Source organism: Aneurinibacillus thermoaerophilus, assembly GCF_900099925.1.
GTDB classification, from domain to species: domain Bacteria; phylum Bacillota; class Bacilli; order Aneurinibacillales; family Aneurinibacillaceae; genus Aneurinibacillus; species Aneurinibacillus thermoaerophilus.
Map to the genome: position 1 here is coordinate 32,299 of NZ_FNDE01000028.1, position 16,768 is coordinate 49,066.

Genomic DNA, 16,768 nt, shown 5'->3' on the forward strand with positions numbered 1-16,768 from the left:
AACACTTGCGAAGCGTGCTCGTCTTGCTTTTTGACATCACGTTTAGCAACTCGTCCTTTTTGTATATAATAATTGAAGAATTGTAAGAAGCGGGGTGGCACGGATGGAGCACTACTATACGAATCAACCTGGAGCCGACAGCAAAGAACAGAGCTTTACGTTCACCTTGCGGGGCAGAGAGTTTCGTTTTGTTACTGATCGCAGCGTCTTTTCAAAGAATCGCATTGATTTCGGAAGTGTACTTCTGATTGAAACAATGGAAATAAAAGATGGAATGGACGTTCTCGATGTGGGCTGCGGGTATGGTCCGATTGGCATGTCCGCCGCGACGTTGACGCCTTCCGGCAACGTGTTGATGCTGGATGTGAATGAGCGGGCAGTGTCGCTTGCAAACCGTAATTTGCAATTGAACGAAATCTCAAACGCGGAGGCAATTGTAAGCGACCGCTTTTCTGCTGTTCCTGTAGGCAAAAAATTTCATGTGATTTTAACGAATCCCCCGATTCGTGCCGGTAAACAGATTGTGCATGGGATTTTTGAAGAAGCTTTGGCTTATCTTGTGCCGGGCGGGAGCCTCTGGGTTGTCATTCAGAAAAAGCAGGGTGCTCCTTCCGCTCTTGCGAAACTACAGGAATTGTACTCTGAAGTTCGAGAGGTCGCCAAAAAGAAAGGATACTTCGTGTTTCAGGCAATAAGATCTTAAGTTGACATTATTTTTCGATTATGGTATCGTTATTTAATGCCACTGATTATGTGAACGAATAAGTGGAAGTTGCACAAAATGTCAACCTTTTTTTTATTAATAGTAAAGAAAGAGCAATCGGATGAAGTATGACAATATTATCTCTAGGGAATACTGAGGTAATATCAACATCCGGTTCTTCAAATGCATAAAGTCTTCTCTACATATTAGGAAGGCTTTGTTCTTTTTTGTGCAAAAACTCCGTTTGAGAGGTGAATAAGTTGGCAGGTCATCTAATTCAGTGTGGACGTTATCGCCAGCGTCGCAGCTACGCAAGAATTAAAGAGGTAATGGAATTACCTAACCTGATCGAAATCCAGCAGAAATCATACCAATGGTTCTTGGATGAGGGACTTCGCGAAATGTTCCATGAGATTTCTCCGATTCAGGATTTCACAGGTAATCTTGTTCTTGAGTTCATCGATTATAGTTTAGGCGAACCGAAGTATTCTGTCGATGAAGCAAAAGAACGAGATGTAACGTATGCTGCTCCGCTGCGTGTGAAAGTTCGTCTCATCAACAAAGAAACGGGAGAAGTCAAAGAACAAGAAGTATTCATGGGCGATTTCCCGCTTATGACGGAGACGGGGACTTTCATTATCAATGGAGCTGAGAGGGTTATTGTCAGTCAGCTTGTTCGTTCTCCTAGCGTTTATTTCAGCACAAAAGTAGATAAGAATGGCAAGCAAGCGTATGCGGCGACGGTGATTCCGAACCGGGGCGCATGGCTTGAACTTGAAACTGACGCCAAGGATATTATCTATGTTCGTATCGACCGTACAAGGAAGATCCCGGTTACGGTTCTTTTGCGTGCTCTGGGCTTCGGTACGGACGTGGAAATCCTCAATTTGCTCGGGGAAGACGAGTATATCAAAAATACGCTGGAAAAGGATAACACAGATTCAACGGAAAAAGCGCTCATTGAAATCTATGAAAGATTGCGTCCAGGTGAACCGCCAACTGTAGAAAACGCAAAGAGCCTGCTTATTTCCCGGTTCTTCGACCCGAAGCGATACGATTTGGCGAATGTTGGTCGTTACAAAATTAATAAAAAGCTTCATATTAAAAATAGATTATATAATCAGCGCCTAGCTGAAACACTAATTGATACGTCTACTGGTGAAATTATCGCAGAAGCCGGTCAAATCATAGACCGTCGTTTGTTGGATCGCATTTTGCCGTATTTGGAAGACAGCGTTGGCTTCACAACCATAAAGCCTCGCGGTGGCGTGCTGGAAGAAGACATTCGTCTGCAGGCAATTAACATTTTCTCGCCGATTGAAGACGGAAAAGTGATTAAAGTTATTTCCAATGGCATGATTGATAAAAAGGTCAAACATATTACGCCAGCCGACATTATTGCTTCCATTAATTACTTTATTAATCTGCTGCATGGCGTTGGTTCTACTGACGATATTGACCATTTAGGTAATCGTCGCTTACGTTCTGTAGGAGAGCTTTTGCAGAACCAGTTCCGTATCGGCTTGTCTCGTATGGAGCGAGTTGTTCGCGAACGTATGTCTATTCAGGATGCAAACGCGATTACACCACAGGCGCTCATTAATATTCGCCCTGTGATCGCGGCGATTAAAGAGTTCTTTGGAAGTTCGCAGCTCTCACAATTTATGGATCAGACCAATCCGCTCGCGGAACTTACGCATAAGCGTCGTTTGTCCGCGCTTGGTCCTGGCGGCTTAACGCGCGAACGCGCAGGCTTCGAAGTGCGTGACGTTCACCATTCGCACTATGGCCGCATGTGTCCGATTGAGACTCCGGAAGGTCCGAACATTGGTTTGATTAACTCGTTGTCTACGTATGCGCGAATCAATGAGTATGGCTTTATTGAAACACCACGGCGAAGAGTCGATCCAGAAACAGGCCGCGTAACTGATGAGATCGTATATTTGACGGCGGATGAAGAAGATGTATACAATGTCGCGCAGGCGAACGTGCCGTTGACAGAAGACGGATATTTTGCTAGTGAGACGGTGATTTGTCGCCGTAAGGGTGAAATTATTACTGTGCCGCGGGATAAAGTTGATTTTATGGACGTTTCTCCGAAGCAGGTCGTATCTGTAGCGACGGCAATGATTCCGTTCTTGGAAAATGACGACGCCAACCGCGCTCTTATGGGTGCAAACATGCAGCGTCAGGCTGTTCCTTTGCTTGTACCGGAAGCGCCATTTATCGGTACAGGTATGGAATACAAAGCGGCGAAAGACTCCGGGGTTGCTACGATTGCTCGCCATTCTGGCGTTGTTGAGCGTGTAACCGCGCGGGAAATTTGGATTCGCCGTCAGGGAGAAGTAGACGGTCGCACAGTGATGGGTGACATTGATAAGTATAAACTGCATAAATTTGAGCGCTCTAATCAAGGAACATGTATTAATCAGCGTCCTATTGTGAAGAAGGGCGAGTTTGTGAATGCGGGAGACATTATTGCGGATGGCCCTTCCACGGAGAAAGGTGAGCTGGCATTGGGCCGCAACGTTGTAGTTGCATTCATGACATGGGAAGGTTACAACTATGAGGACGCCATTCTGTTGAGCGAAAAGCTTGTAAAAGAGGATGTATATACTTCTATTCATATCGAAGAATATGAAGCGGAAGCGCGTGATACGAAGCTCGGACCGGAAGAAATTACGCGCGATATTCCGAACGTTGGGGAAGATGCGTTGCGCAATTTGGATGAGCGTGGTATTGTTCGCATCGGTGCTGAAATTAAAGACGGTGACATTCTCGTAGGCAAAGTTACTCCGAAAGGTGTAACCGAGCTTACCGCTGAAGAGCGCCTATTGCACGCTATCTTTGGTGAAAAAGCGCGCGAAGTGCGCGATACGTCCCTTCGCGTACCGCATGGTGGTTCCGGTATTGTCGTTGATGTTAAAGTGTTTACCCGTGAGAACGGAGACGAATTGCCGCCGGGTGTAAATCAACTTGTGCGTGTGTATATCGCACAAAAGCGTAAGATTTCTGTAGGTGACAAGATGGCGGGACGTCACGGTAATAAAGGGGTTATCGCTCGTATTCTTCCGGAAGAAGATATGCCGTTTCTACCGGATGGTACGCCCGTAGAGGTTGTATTGAATCCGTTAGGTGTACCATCGCGGATGAACATTGGTCAGGCCTTGGAAGTGCATCTGGGTATGGCCGCTAAAGCACTCGGTATCCATATGGCTACCCCGGTATTCGACGGTGCAACGGAAGAAGATGTATTCGACACGCTGGAAGAAGCGGGTTTAAGCCGCACAGGCAAAACCATTCTGTATGACGGGCGTACAGGTGAGCCGTTTGACCGTGAAGTAACGGTAGGAGTTATGTACATGATTAAATTGGCTCACATGGTTGACGACAAAATTCATGCCCGTTCTACAGGACCATACTCTCTCGTTACCCAGCAGCCGCTTGGCGGTAAGGCACAATTCGGTGGCCAACGTTTTGGGGAAATGGAGGTATGGGCGCTCGAAGCGTACGGTGCTGCTTATACACTCCAGGAGATCCTCACCGTCAAGTCGGACGATGTAGTAGGCCGCGTGAAAACGTACGAAGCTATTGTTAAAGGAGAAAATGTACCGGAACCTGGTGTACCGGAGTCCTTTAAAGTATTGATCAAAGAGCTGCAAAGTTTAGGTATGGATGTGAAAATCCTCGCTGAAGACGAACAGGAAATTGAAATGCGGGATACGGATGAAGACGAGGAAACATCTGGAGATAAACTTCACCTGAACATTAGCGGTGCCGAAGAGTAAAGGATGAAACCGGGAAGTAATGGGAGGTATGCGCCTTGTTAGATGTCAATAATTTTGAATATATGAAGATCGGCCTTGCATCACCCGATAAGATTCGTTCCTGGTCTTACGGAGAGGTCAAAAAACCGGAAACCATTAACTACCGGACCTTAAAACCGGAAAAAGAAGGCTTGTTCTGCGAGAAAATTTTCGGGCCGACAAAAGACTGGGAATGTCATTGCGGAAAGTACAAACGTGTTCGTTATAAAGGCGTAGTTTGCGATCGTTGCGGCGTTGAAGTAACCCGTGCGAAAGTGCGCCGGGAGCGCATGGGGCACATTGAATTGGCTGCCCCTGTCTCCCATATCTGGTATTTTAAAGGGATTCCGAGCCGTATGGGTCTTGTGCTTGACATGTCCCCACGCTCTCTAGAAGAGGTTATCTATTTCGCATCTTATGTTGTTATCGATCCAGGCGAAACGCCGCTTGAGAAAAAGCAATTGCTTTCTGAGAAAGAGTACCGCAACTATCGCGAGAAGTACGGTTCTTCTTTTACCGCTATGATGGGCGCAGAAGCGATTAAGCGTCTGCTTGCGGAAATCGACCTTGATAAAGAAGTGGACTGCTTAAAAGAGGAGCTGAAATCAGCGCAAGGCCAGCGCCGGAACCGTGTGATCAAGCGGTTGGAAGTATTGGAGGCATTTCGTAATTCTGGAAACCGTCCGGAATGGATGGTGTTGGATGTGTTGCCGGTTATTCCGCCAGAACTTCGTCCGATGGTGCAACTGGACGGCGGCCGCTTTGCAACCTCCGATTTGAACGATTTGTATCGCCGGGTTATTAACCGGAATAACCGCTTAAAGCGTTTGCTTGATCTTGGTGCGCCGGATATCATTGTACAGAATGAGAAACGTATGTTACAGGAAGCGGTAGACGCTCTGATAGACAATGGCCGTCGCGGCCGTCCTGTAACCGGGCCGGGCAATCGTCCGCTGAAGTCTCTCAGCCATATGCTGAAAGGTAAACAGGGGCGTTTTCGGCAAAACCTGCTTGGTAAGCGTGTGGACTACTCTGGGCGTTCCGTTATTGTCGTAGGCCCGCAGTTGAAAATGTACCAGTGCGGTTTGCCAAAAGAAATGGCGCTAGAATTGTTCAAGCCTTTTGTCATGAAAGAGCTTGTCGCAAAAGGTCTTGCGCACAATATTAAATCTGCGAAGCGTAAAGTGGAACGCGTGCATCCGGAAGTCTGGGATGTTCTCGAGGATGTAATCAAAGAACACCCGGTTCTTTTAAATCGTGCTCCCACATTGCATAGACTCGGCATTCAGGCTTTTGAACCCACGCTTGTTGAGGGGCGTGCGATTCGGTTGCATCCGCTCGTATGTACGGCATATAATGCCGACTTTGACGGTGACCAGATGGCTGTACACGTTCCATTGTCTGCGGAAGCGCAGGCGGAAGCGCGTCTGCTGATGCTTGCGGCGCAGAACATCCTTAACCCGAAAGACGGCAAGCCGGTTGTTACGCCGTCGCAGGACATGGTACTTGGCACGTACTATCTGACGATGGAAGATAAGACTTCTAAAGGAGAAGGCAAAGTTTTCTCCAATCCGAATCAGGCGATCGCGGCTTATGCGAATGGACATATTACACTTCATGCGCGTATCGCTCTGCCGCCGAAGAGCCTGAACAAAACTTCCTTCACACCGGAACAATTTGCGGCTCCGTTGATGGTAACAACGGTCGGAAAATTAATTTTCAATGAAATTTTCCCGCCTGAGCTACCATATATTAATGAGCCGACGAAAGAAAATCTTCAGAAGAAAGTGCCGGATAAGTTCTTTATTTTTGAAAAAGGTACGAACGTGCGCGAATTCCTAGAGAAGTTGCCTGAGCAAGACGCGGTCAAAAAAGGGTATCTAGGAACGATTATCGCTGAATGCTTCCGTCGCTTCGGCACGACGCAGACATCGATCATACTCGACAAAATTAAGGAGAATGGTTTTAAATATTCCACGCAGGCTGGTATTACTGTTGCTGTTGCCGACATCAAAACTCCGCCAGAGAAGCAACAAATTCTCGAAGAAGCGGAGAAAAAAGTTCAATCGGTTATGCAGCAATATCGTCGCGGTTTAATTACAGAAAACGAGCGTTACGACCGCGTTATCAGCATCTGGAGCAAAGCAAAGGACGATGTTACGAAAGTGCTTATGGCGTCGCTTGATAAGTTTAACGCCATTAATATGATGGCGACATCCGGCGCCCGTGGTAACGTGTCACAGATTACACAGCTTGCCGGCATGCGCGGTCTTATGGCAAACCCGTCCGGCCGTATCATCGAACTTCCGATCAAGTCCAACTTCCGCGAAGGCTTAACTGTATTGGAGTACTTTATTTCCACACATGGTGCGCGGAAAGGTTTGGCAGACACAGCGTTGCGTACAGCTGACTCAGGTTACTTAACCCGTCGCCTCGTCGACGTTGCACAGGATGTGATTGTCCGTGAAGAGGATTGTGGTACGGATAAAGGCGTTGTGGCAACTGCGCTTCGTGACGGGAATGAAATCATTGAGGAATTGCAGGATCGAATTGTTGGGCGTTATTCGTTCCAAACAGTGCGCCATCCAGAAACAGGGGAAATTATTGTCGGTCGAAATCAGCTCATTGATGAAAAAATTGCGGAAGAAATTGTGGCCGCAGGTATTACGGAGGTCAATATCCGTTCCGTTATCGGTTGCCGTACGCAGCATGGTGTATGCCGGAAATGCTACGGTCGTAATCTGGCGACGGGCAATGTAGTGGATATCGGTGAATCTGTTGGTATTATCGCGGCTCAATCTATCGGTGAGCCAGGTACGCAGTTAACGATGCGTACATTCCACACCGGTGGTGTTGCCGGCGATGACATTACGCAAGGTCTTCCGCGTATCCAGGAGTTGTTTGAGGCCCGGAATCCGAAAGGCCAGGCTGTTATTACCGAAATTGAAGGTGAAGTTATCGACATTCGCGAAGGCAAAGATCGGCGCGAAGTCGAAATTCGCGGGGAAACCGAGAATAAAGTATATCAAATTCCTTACGGTTCCCGTTTGAAAGTGTTCGTTGGTTCCAAAGTGGATCTTGGTGAAGAATTAACCGAAGGCTCCATTGACCCGAAAGAAATGCTTAAGATCCGCGGTATGCGTGGCGTTCAATACTATATTTTGCAGGAAGTACAGAAAGTATATCGTATGCAGGGTGTAGAAATTAACGACAAGCATATTGAGGTTATGATTCGCCAGATGCTGCGCAAAGTGCGTATCATTGACAGCGGGGATACTGAACTCTTGCCAGGTTCTTATGTGGAAATCCATGAGTTCGAAGAGGCGAATAAGAAAGCGCTCTGGGATGGAAAACAGCCTGCAGTGGCACGTCCGGTGCTGCTTGGTATCACAAAAGCGTCGCTTGAGACCGATTCATTCCTGTCTGCAGCATCGTTCCAGGAAACAACGCGTGTCCTTACTGATGCTGCCATTAAAGGAAAAGTTGACCGCTTGTTAGGTCTGAAGGAAAATGTTATTATAGGTAAGCTGTTGCCTGCGGGCACAGGTATGACTCGCTATCGCAACATTGCTTTGAAGCATGAACTCATGCCGGCTGAAGAAGTTGCGGAAGAGGCACTTGATGAAAGTCAGTTGAAAGATGTTATACTGGAAAAATAGTATGTAAAATTGTTGACACGCTCTATTGCAGGTGATATGATATTTGAGTGTGCCTAATACCTACTTTGGAGGATATGCAAATGTCTTATGAAAAAGTGGAGCAGGCCAAATCACTTGTAATCGGAACAAAGCAGACCACAAGGGCCATTGAGGCCGGAACGGTAGCGGAAGTTATCGTTGCTAGGGATGCTGATACCAGATTAACCGGAAAGGTTATTTCCCTTTGCCAAGATAAAGGTCTACCGGTTCATTACGTCGATTCGATGCGCCGTCTCGGCAAGGCATGCGGGATCGATGTAGGAGCCGCGGTGGTTGGTTTAAAATAATAATATGTAAGTTTAACTTTGTTTTTGCTTATTCTCGGGCATTAAAACGTAAGGTTTGATGCCCGAGAGCAAAAACTTTTCGTTTGCTTATGGATGAACCACCAGGACCTGTGGTCTTAAATTTTATTTGCAACATTGGAAGGAGGTGCGACGCATGCCTACAATTAACCAGCTCGTGCGTAAAGGTCGCGAAAAGAAAGTGTACAAATCCAAATCTCCAGCTCTTGGAAAAGGCTATAACAGCATGAAGAAGGAGATGACTGACACGAACTCCCCGCAAAAACGTGGTGTGTGTACTCGTGTTGGTACCATGACACCGAAAAAACCAAACTCTGCGTTGCGTAAATATGCTCGTGTACGTTTGTCAAACGGAATCGAGGTTACTGCATATATTCCAGGGATTGGTCACAATCTGCAAGAACACAGCGTTGTTCTTATCCGTGGCGGCCGTGTAAAGGATCTGCCGGGTGTACGTTACAAAATCATACGTGGTGCACTTGATACAGCAGGCGTACAAAATCGTCTTCAAGCTCGTTCTAAATACGGTGCGAAACGTCCGAAAGCGCCGAAAGCGTAATTTGCTTGAAGCAATATGAGAGATAACGTGAAAATTGACGGAAAAGGAGGGGAAAAAGAATGCCACGTAAAGGTCCAGTACCTCGTCGTGATGTATTACCTGACCCGATTTACAACAGCAAACTGGTAACTCGCCTTATCAACCGCATGATGATTGACGGTAAGCGCGGTGTTGCTCAACGTATTCTATACAATGCTTTTGATATGGTGAAGGAGCGCACTGGCCGCGATCCGATGGAAGTGTTTGAAGAAGCGCTGAAAAACATCATGCCGGTTCTTGAAGTACGCGCTCGTCGTGTAGGTGGTGCAAACTATCAAGTTCCGGTAGAAGTTCGTCCGGAGCGCCGCACTACGCTTGGACTCCGCTGGTTGGTAGAGTACTCCCGCAAACGCGGCGAGAAAACAATGGAAGAGCGCCTGGCAGCAGAAATCATCGATGCTGCGAATAACACTGGCGCCGCTGTGAAAAAGCGTGAAGACACGCATAAAATGGCGGAAGCGAACAAAGCGTTTGCTCACTACCGCTGGTAGAATGCAAAGCGGACGTTGGTCCGCTTTCCTTTGCCAAATCTCTAAGATGAGAAAGGGGCTAGTACTTACATGGGACGCGAATTCCCCTTAGTCAAAACTCGTAATATTGGTATCATGGCTCACATTGATGCCGGTAAAACCACAACAACAGAACGTATTCTGTTCTACACAGGCCGTGTTCATAAAATCGGTGAAACTCACGAAGGCGCTTCACAAATGGACTGGATGGAGCAGGAGCAAGAGCGTGGTATTACGATTACTTCTGCTGCTACGACAGCACAATGGAAGGGCCACCGCATCAATATTATTGACACGCCAGGCCACGTAGACTTCACAGTTGAAGTAGAACGTTCGCTTCGCGTCCTTGATGGTGCGGTTGCTGTTCTCGATGCGCAGTCGGGTGTAGAACCGCAAACGGAAACAGTATGGCGTCAGGCTACGACATATGGTGTACCACGCATTGTATTTGTCAACAAGATGGACAAAATTGGTGCGGATTTCCTCTACTCTGTGCGCACACTGCATGAACGCCTGCAAGCGAATGCGCATCCGATCCAAATGCCGATTGGTGTAGAGGATGCATTCCGTGGAATCATCGATCTTGTTGAGAAGAAGACATACATCTATACAAACGATCTTGGTACAGATATTGAGATCACTGAAGGTTTTCCGGCTGAATTCGCAGATCAAGCAGAAGAGCTTCGCAATCAGTTAATTGAAGCAGTTGCTGAATTTGATGAAGAACTAATGATGAAATATTTAGAAGGTGAAGAGATCACGGTTGAAGAGCTTAAAGCGGTGATCCGCAAAGCTACGATTAGCGTTCAGTTCTTCCCAGTAACTTGTGGTTCAGCCTTTAAAAACAAAGGTGTTCAACCGATGCTTGATGCTGTGATCGATTACCTCCCGTCACCGATCGATATTCCGGCAATTAAAGGTGTGGTTCCGGATAGCAATGAGGAGGTAACACGCGAATCGACTGACGACGGTCCGTTCTCAGCGCTTGCGTTTAAAATCATGACTGACCCTTATGTAGGTAAACTGACGTTCTTCCGCGTATATTCTGGTACGCTTGATTCCGGCTCATACGTGTTGAACTCTACTAAAGGTAAGCGTGAACGTATCGGTCGTATCCTACAAATGCACGCAAACCATCGCGAAGAAATCAAGAAGGCTTATGCTGGTGACATTGCGGCGGCTGTAGGTTTGAAGGATACAACAACTGGGGATACTCTCTGTGATGAGAAGCACCCTGTAATTCTTGAATCTATGGAATTCCCTGAGCCAGTTATCGAGATTGCAATTGAGCCGAAGACAAAAGCTGACCAAGATAAGATGGGTATGGCTCTTGCAAAGCTGGCAGAGGAAGACCCAACATTCAAGACATGGACCGATGAAGAAACAGGCCAGACGATCATCGCCGGTATGGGTGAGCTGCACCTTGACATCATTGTTGACCGCCTGAAACGTGAATTTAAAGTCGAAGCGAATGTTGGCGCGCCGCAGGTTGCGTACAAAGAAACTTTCCGTTCTGCTGCGAAGGTTGAAGGTAAGTTTGTTCGTCAGTCCGGCGGTCGTGGTCAATACGGTCACGTTATCGTGGAATTCGAACCGGTTGAAGCTGGTACAGGCTTCGTATTCGAAAACAAAATCGTCGGTGGTGCGATTCCAAAAGAATACATCCCGGCTGTTCAAGCAGGTATCGAAGAAGCTATGCAAAATGGTGTTCTTGCAGGTTACCCTGTGCTTGACTTGAAGGCGACTCTCGTAGATGGTAGTTACCACGATGTAGACTCATCCGAGATGGCGTTCAAAATTGCAGGTTCTCTCGCTCTAAAAGAAGCGGCTAAGAAATGTAATCCGGTATTGCTTGAGCCAATGATGAAAGTTGAAGTTGTTGTACCGGAAGAATACATGGGCGACATCATGGGTGACATTAACTCTCGTCGCGGACGTATCGAAGGTATGGAAGCCCGCGGTAACGCGCAAGTGGTTCGTGGCTTTGTACCGCTTTCCGAAATGTTTGGTTACGCAACAACATTGCGTTCCCGTACGCAAGGTCGCGGTACTTACACTATGCACTTCGATCACTATGAAGAAATGCCGAAGAATATCGCTGAGGAGATTGTTAAGAAATCCAAAGGCGAGTAATTTTTCGTAAAACCCCTTTATCGTAACTGAAGAAAGGTTTAAAATGTGTAGGTGGGTGCATACCCTTTGCGCATTTGGACCTTTCTTTACAAATACTTAACTTCTTAAAAAACCAACCTTAAATTAAGGAGGCTTTTTACCAAATGGCTAAAGAAAAATTTGAGCGGACCAAACCGCACGTAAACATTGGTACTATTGGTCACGTTGACCACGGTAAAACCACTCTGACAGCAGCTATCACAACTGTGCTTGCTCAACAAGGTAAAGCTAAAGCTATGGCGTACGATTCTATCGACGCTGCTCCGGAAGAGCGCGAGCGCGGTATCACAATCTCTACTGCACACGTTGAGTACGAGACTGAAAATCGCCACTATGCGCACGTTGACTGCCCGGGTCACGCTGACTACGTTAAGAACATGATTACTGGTGCTGCTCAAATGGACGGAGCTATCCTGGTAGTATCCGCTGCTGACGGTCCGATGCCGCAAACTCGTGAGCACATCCTGCTTTCTCGCCAAGTAGGCGTTCCTTACATCGTTGTATTCATGAACAAGTGCGACATGGTTGACGATGAAGAGCTGCTTGAACTGGTTGAAATGGAAATCCGTGACCTGCTCTCTGAATACGAGTTCCCGGGAGACGAAATTCCGGTTATCAAAGGTTCTGCTAAAGAAGCTCTTGACAATCCAAGTGGCGAATGGGCTCAAAAAATCCTTGAGCTGATGGAAGCTGTTGACAACTACATCCCGACTCCGGAACGTGCTGTTGATCAACCGTTCTTGATGCCGGTAGAGGACGTGTTCTCTATCACTGGTCGTGGTACTGTTGCTACTGGCCGTGTAGAGCGCGGTGTAGTTAAAGTTGGTGACCAAGTAGAAATCATTGGTCTGACTGACGAGCCGAAGTCTACAACTGTAACAGGTGTAGAAATGTTCCGCAAACTGCTCGATCAAGCAGAAGCTGGTGACAACATCGGTGCTCTGCTTCGTGGTATCGATCGTAAAGAAATCGAGCGCGGACAAGTTCTGGCTAAACCAGGTTCTGTAAAACCGCATACTGAATTCACAGCTCAAGTTTACGTTCTGTCTAAAGAAGAAGGTGGACGTCATACTCCGTTCTTCTCTAACTACCGTCCGCAATTCTACTTCCGTACAACAGACGTAACTGGTATCATTAAGCTGCCGGAAGGCACAGAAATGGTTATGCCTGGTGACAACGTTGAGATCACTGTTGAGCTCATCAGCCCGATTGCTATGGAAGAAGGTACTCGTTTCGCTATCCGCGAAGGTGGCCGCACAGTTGGCGCGGGTACTGTTGCTAAAGTCATCAAGTAATTTCTGTACAACGTATATAAAAAACCTGGTCTAATGACCAGGTTTTTTATGTGCCTTTTATTACTAGCAGGTATGTTTTTTATGCGTTTCAATTAACTCATGCACGACCAGATTAATATCTGTGGCATCAATCGGGATGAACTTACCCTCGTACTCCTATTTTTTGTAGTGATAAAGGGGATCGTAATATGCTTTTAGAATAGTGCGGATATGAAGCAGGTGTTGTTGAATCGAAGCGTATAGGCCGTGTTTTCGATGCGCATTCAGGCATGCTTCATGTGCGCTAGTATGCGTTTTTCGCAGATAGAAAGAACTCGCGTGCTGCGCTTGTCCTTTTGTCGCTTATGTAGCAAAAATCATTTCACTACGTTGTTTCACGATCGTATAAAAAAGAACCGTCTCTAAAAACAGACGGTTCTTTTGGCTTATGCTTTTCTTCGTTGGCTTATAACGGTAAGCGTTGGTTGTTTTGCTTGCTTTTCTTCTCCTATTAGCTTTTGTAGACGCTGCTTATAAACTTCGCGTGAAATACTAAGCACAATGCCGATGCTAATCAGGCAAACCAATAATGATGAACCACCATAGCTGATAAAAGGAAGCGGCACTCCCGTAATTGGAATCAGACCCGTGACGCCCCCGACGTTAATAAAGGCCTGTATAAAAATCATGCTTACTACGCCAACGCCGACCAATGTCGCAAAAGTGTCTTTGACTCGCAGCGCAATGACAAGGATCCTCCATAAGAAAAAAAGATATACAAGCAAAAAGATACAAGCCCCGATAAATCCAAGTTCTTCCGCCATAATAGAAAAAATAAAATCGGTTTGTGCTTCAGGAAGGTATAAGTACTTTTCAATACTTTTTCCAAATCCGGCGCCAGTAATTCCGCCGTGCGCAAGGGCAAAATAAGAGTGTGCAAGCTGGTATCCGTGCCCTAAACCGCTTAATCCATCCGCCCAGGGGTCCCCGAAGTGTAACAGCCGGTTTCTCCGGTATTCAGAAAGAATAATGAATAAAAAGCCAACGATTCCAACAGGGATTCCAAACATGAACAAATGCTTGAGATTTGCTCCTCCGGCAACAATAACAGTTACAGCGGTCATCATAAGGATGGCAGCTGAGCCAAAGTCCGGCTGGATGGCGATCATCATGCAGAAGATGCTGACAATAACCAGTACAGGTAGAAGTCCTGTTTTTAAGTCTCGGATTTTGCCCCCCTTCTTAGCAATAAGTGCGGATAAATAGATAATGATCGCAAGTTTTGCGAACTCAGCCGGCTGAAGCAAACCGACTCCAAGATTAATCCAACTGCGTGCCCCATTGCGCAAAACACCAATACCAGGGATGAGGACGGCAAGAAGCAGCAGAAAGATAATCAGAGCGATAGTAAGAAAATGTTTTTTATAGAAAGTGTAGGGGACGTTCATAGTAAACAGCATTGCTACCAAACCAATAACAGCCCACATCACTTGCTTTTTTACAAAGTAGGTATCTGTTCCGTAGTTGTAAAGGGAAAAAACAGAACTGGCGCTGTATACGATGACAATTCCAAACCCTACGAGAAAAAGTGTTAGAAGAAGGATGGGAAAATCAGGTCTTCCTCTTGTTTTCATATTCTTCCTCCATATAATAAGGTTTGTTAGTCTATCCAAAACTTAAGCATATTAGTAGTTTACTATACTCAAGCTGGTGAAACAGGGGTATTTTTTCCCTATCTTTGCGATAAATGCCGAGTTCTCAATTTCATCTTATATTAACAAAAATTTAATTGTAATTTAATAATTTACTTTTACTATTATGAAGATGCCGTATTTTCTCGTTTTCTTGATTGTGGGGGAATACCAGGCGATATTTTATGGAAAGTTATGCCTACTTTCTTGAAGAAAGGTGGAGTGTGCCTGGATGCAAGAAGGACAGTTAGAACAGTTAAAAAACGAAATAACGCAGATGGCCCTAATTGCCCAAGCAGGATTTTTTCAGGCGTGGAGTGCTTTTCAGGAAGTGGATCTGAAGTTAGCCAAAGATGTCATTGTGCGTGACGAGAAATTGAATGTACTCGCGGAAAAAATTTTTAAGATGAGTTTAAGCTTGATTGCGCTTCAAGCCCCTGTAGCGACAGATTTACGGACAATTGGCTCATACTTGAAGATCGCCACTGATTTGGAACGAATTGGCGATCATGCAGTTAAAATCGCCAAGGTAGTTGTTCGTCTCAATGGAAAAAAATCCTCTCTTTCCCCGAAAGAAATTCCTATAATGGGAGAAAAAGTGGCAGAAATGCTTGAAGTATGCGTTCAAGCGATTCAATCCGACGATGCTCGCCACCTTCGTCTTCTTGATAATATGGACGATGGCGTCGATGAATATTACAAGAAATGCTTTGACTATATAGAATGGAGCATGGAGAAGCGGCCAGATTTGGTAAAGGAAGGTGTGCAGCTTATTAAGGTGATTCAGTCGCTGGAACGGATCGGCGATCATGCCACGAACATAGGAGAGTGGACGCTGTATATGTGTACCGGAAGCATTGCGGACTTAAATACATGATGAAAAGTACAAAGAAAGCGGCTGTAGGCAGATACTACGGCCGCTTTCTTTGATGTGCCCGGCATGGGCATCATCTTGTTATGCTTCCGACAGAAGCTTATCCAGTTCTGCTGGTTCAAAGCCTTTGATGGCTTTTCCGTTTATGACGGTAACAGGAATTCCCATAACGCCTAATGCTTCAACTTCCTGTTGATATTTTCGATTAGATAATACATCTCGTACTTCAAATGTATGACCTTTTTCTTTTAAGTAATTTTTTACCATTTCGCATGTGCTACATCCGGGGGCGGAGTACACGATAATTGACATATAGAACCCTCCTCACATATATAAGCAGAAACATTCGCGATATGTACTCTTCTTTTGCTTGTTAAAACAAGAAGCGGCCTGGTTTGCAAAAGGTAGGCGAGCACATTCGCGAGTTTTTCTTGCTTACAATTATATAGAAGTTTAACATGACACGCGAGAAGGTTCCTTATTGTGACCGGACGCAAAATCCGAAGCATTCACCGCCTGCGTAACAAGAAGCTCGCAGAGCTTCAGCGCAAAATGAACAAGTGCCAGAAATGCAGCATACATCGCAAACCTGTCCGATTTGCGGGACGAAAAAGAAAGTGACCAGAAGAGGGGTGTCAACAATCTAAAAAGGTATTGACGTACCTTCTTATCATGTGATAATCTAAATCTTGTCGTCACAAAAGTGACTTAAAGAGCTTAAAAAAAGATTTTTAAAAAAAGTTCTTGTAAAAAACTTTTTGATGTTATAAAATAAAAAAGTCGCCGCTAAAAAGAGGCGGAATAAAAGAAGTTCCTTGAAAACTGAACAGTGACACTCGTTTGTGTGCGAGGTAAATATCCCATGAAAGTGAAGGTCAGCTTCAAAGTTGATTTCAGGCACTTTTATGGGGCCCGAAAAACATTCTTTCTTTATTAGCTAGCTTACGAGCTTGCGTATCAATCTTCAACTTTTTTGGAGAGTTTGATCCTGGCTCAGGACGAACGCTGGCGGCGTGCCTAATACATGCAAGTCGAGCGAACCGATGGAGTGCTTGCATTCCTGAGGTTAGCGGCGGACGGGTGAGTAACACGTAGGCAACCTGCCTGTACGACCGGGATAACTCCGGGAAACCGGAGC

Annotated in this window: 11 protein-coding genes, 1 rRNA gene and 1 pseudogene; 11 read left to right on the top strand and 2 right to left on the bottom strand. The window is 46.0% G+C overall.

The features are described 5' to 3' along the window. Nucleotides 1-103 precede the first annotated feature (103 nt). The 8 genes from BLR88_RS13300 to tuf all read left to right on the top strand — a co-directional run bounded on the left by BLR88_RS13300 (nt 104) and on the right by tuf (nt 13,086). Nucleotides 104-703, top strand: coding sequence for a class I SAM-dependent methyltransferase (locus BLR88_RS13300; RefSeq protein WP_057897075.1), 600 nt, complete (start codon nt 104-106; stop codon nt 701-703). Between the two features lie 260 nt (nt 704-963). Further along, a complete protein-coding gene (rpoB, locus tag BLR88_RS13305) occupies nt 964-4,491 on the top strand; it encodes a DNA-directed RNA polymerase subunit beta (protein WP_057897074.1) in 3,528 nt (1,175 codons plus the stop codon). Between the two features lie 35 nt (nt 4,492-4,526). After that, entirely contained in the window at nt 4,527-8,168 is a 3,642-nt protein-coding gene (gene rpoC, locus BLR88_RS13310) for a DNA-directed RNA polymerase subunit beta' (protein ID WP_057897073.1), read from the top strand. Between the two features lie 80 nt (nt 8,169-8,248). Continuing rightward, on the top strand, nt 8,249-8,494 hold the full coding sequence (locus tag BLR88_RS13315) for a 50S ribosomal protein L7ae-like protein (RefSeq protein WP_057897072.1): 246 nt from the start codon (nt 8,249-8,251) through the stop codon (nt 8,492-8,494). 154 nt (nt 8,495-8,648) lie between these two features. Further along, complete coding sequence (gene rpsL / locus BLR88_RS13320; protein WP_057897071.1) at nt 8,649-9,071, top strand: 30S ribosomal protein S12; 423 nt, start codon at nt 8,649-8,651, stop codon at nt 9,069-9,071. A 59-nt stretch (nt 9,072-9,130) separates the two neighbouring features. Further along, nucleotides 9,131-9,601: a 30S ribosomal protein S7 gene (rpsG, locus tag BLR88_RS13325; protein ID WP_057897070.1), complete on the top strand. Its 471-nt coding sequence runs from the start codon at nt 9,131-9,133 to the stop codon at nt 9,599-9,601. 69 nt (nt 9,602-9,670) lie between these two features. Continuing rightward, nucleotides 9,671-11,752, top strand: coding sequence for an elongation factor G (gene fusA / locus BLR88_RS13330; protein ID WP_057897069.1), 2,082 nt, complete (start codon nt 9,671-9,673; stop codon nt 11,750-11,752). A gap of 143 nt (nt 11,753-11,895) precedes the next feature. Next, nucleotides 11,896-13,086, top strand: coding sequence for an elongation factor Tu (tuf, locus tag BLR88_RS13335; protein ID WP_057897068.1), 1,191 nt, complete (start codon nt 11,896-11,898; stop codon nt 13,084-13,086). 425 nt (nt 13,087-13,511) lie between these two features. On the opposite strand, the gene ftsW is transcribed toward tuf, so the two are convergent. Next, nucleotides 13,512-14,699: a putative lipid II flippase FtsW gene (ftsW, locus tag BLR88_RS13340; RefSeq protein WP_057897067.1), complete on the bottom strand. Its 1,188-nt coding sequence runs from the start codon at nt 14,697-14,699 to the stop codon at nt 13,512-13,514. A gap of 289 nt (nt 14,700-14,988) precedes the next feature. Between ftsW and phoU the strand changes: the two genes are divergently transcribed. Next, the gene (phoU, locus tag BLR88_RS13345) at nt 14,989-15,633 is read left to right on the top strand and encodes a phosphate signaling complex protein PhoU (RefSeq protein ID WP_057897066.1); all 645 of its coding nucleotides are present in this window, start codon (nt 14,989-14,991) and stop codon (nt 15,631-15,633) included. Nucleotides 15,634-15,711: 78 nt separating this feature from the next. Here the strand turns inward: phoU and BLR88_RS13350 are convergent, their stop codons facing one another. Then, entirely contained in the window at nt 15,712-15,942 is a 231-nt protein-coding gene (locus BLR88_RS13350; RefSeq protein ID WP_057897065.1) for a glutaredoxin family protein, read from the bottom strand. 165 nt (nt 15,943-16,107) lie between these two features. Here BLR88_RS13350 and BLR88_RS20175 point away from each other — a divergent pair. Together BLR88_RS20175 and BLR88_RS13355 are read left to right on the top strand one after the other, a co-directional pair. Beyond that, a pseudogene (locus BLR88_RS20175) lies at nt 16,108-16,206 on the top strand (transposase); the annotation flags it as partial. A gap of 394 nt (nt 16,207-16,600) precedes the next feature. After that, nucleotides 16,601-16,768 (top strand): 16S ribosomal RNA (locus BLR88_RS13355); the annotation flags it as partial.

Bases quoted from the DNA above. Each gene is read 5' to 3' on its own strand.
- tuf (WP_057897068.1), top strand. From the start codon at position 11,896: ATGGCTAAAGAAAAATTTGAGCGGACCAAACCGCACGTAAACATTGGT.
- phoU (WP_057897066.1), top strand. From the start codon at position 14,989: ATGCAAGAAGGACAGTTAGAACAGTTAAAAAACGAAATAACGCAGATG.
- ftsW (WP_057897067.1), bottom strand. From the start codon at position 14,699: ATGAAAACAAGAGGAAGACCTGATTTTCCCATCCTTCTTCTAACACTT.
- rpsL (WP_057897071.1), top strand. From the start codon at position 8,649: ATGCCTACAATTAACCAGCTCGTGCGTAAAGGTCGCGAAAAGAAAGTG.
- rpsG (WP_057897070.1), top strand. From the start codon at position 9,131: ATGCCACGTAAAGGTCCAGTACCTCGTCGTGATGTATTACCTGACCCG.
- BLR88_RS13315 (WP_057897072.1), top strand. From the start codon at position 8,249: ATGTCTTATGAAAAAGTGGAGCAGGCCAAATCACTTGTAATCGGAACA.
- BLR88_RS13300 (WP_057897075.1), top strand. From the start codon at position 104: ATGGAGCACTACTATACGAATCAACCTGGAGCCGACAGCAAAGAACAG.
- BLR88_RS13350 (WP_057897065.1), bottom strand. From the start codon at position 15,942: ATGTCAATTATCGTGTACTCCGCCCCCGGATGTAGCACATGCGAAATG.
- fusA (WP_057897069.1), top strand. From the start codon at position 9,671: ATGGGACGCGAATTCCCCTTAGTCAAAACTCGTAATATTGGTATCATG.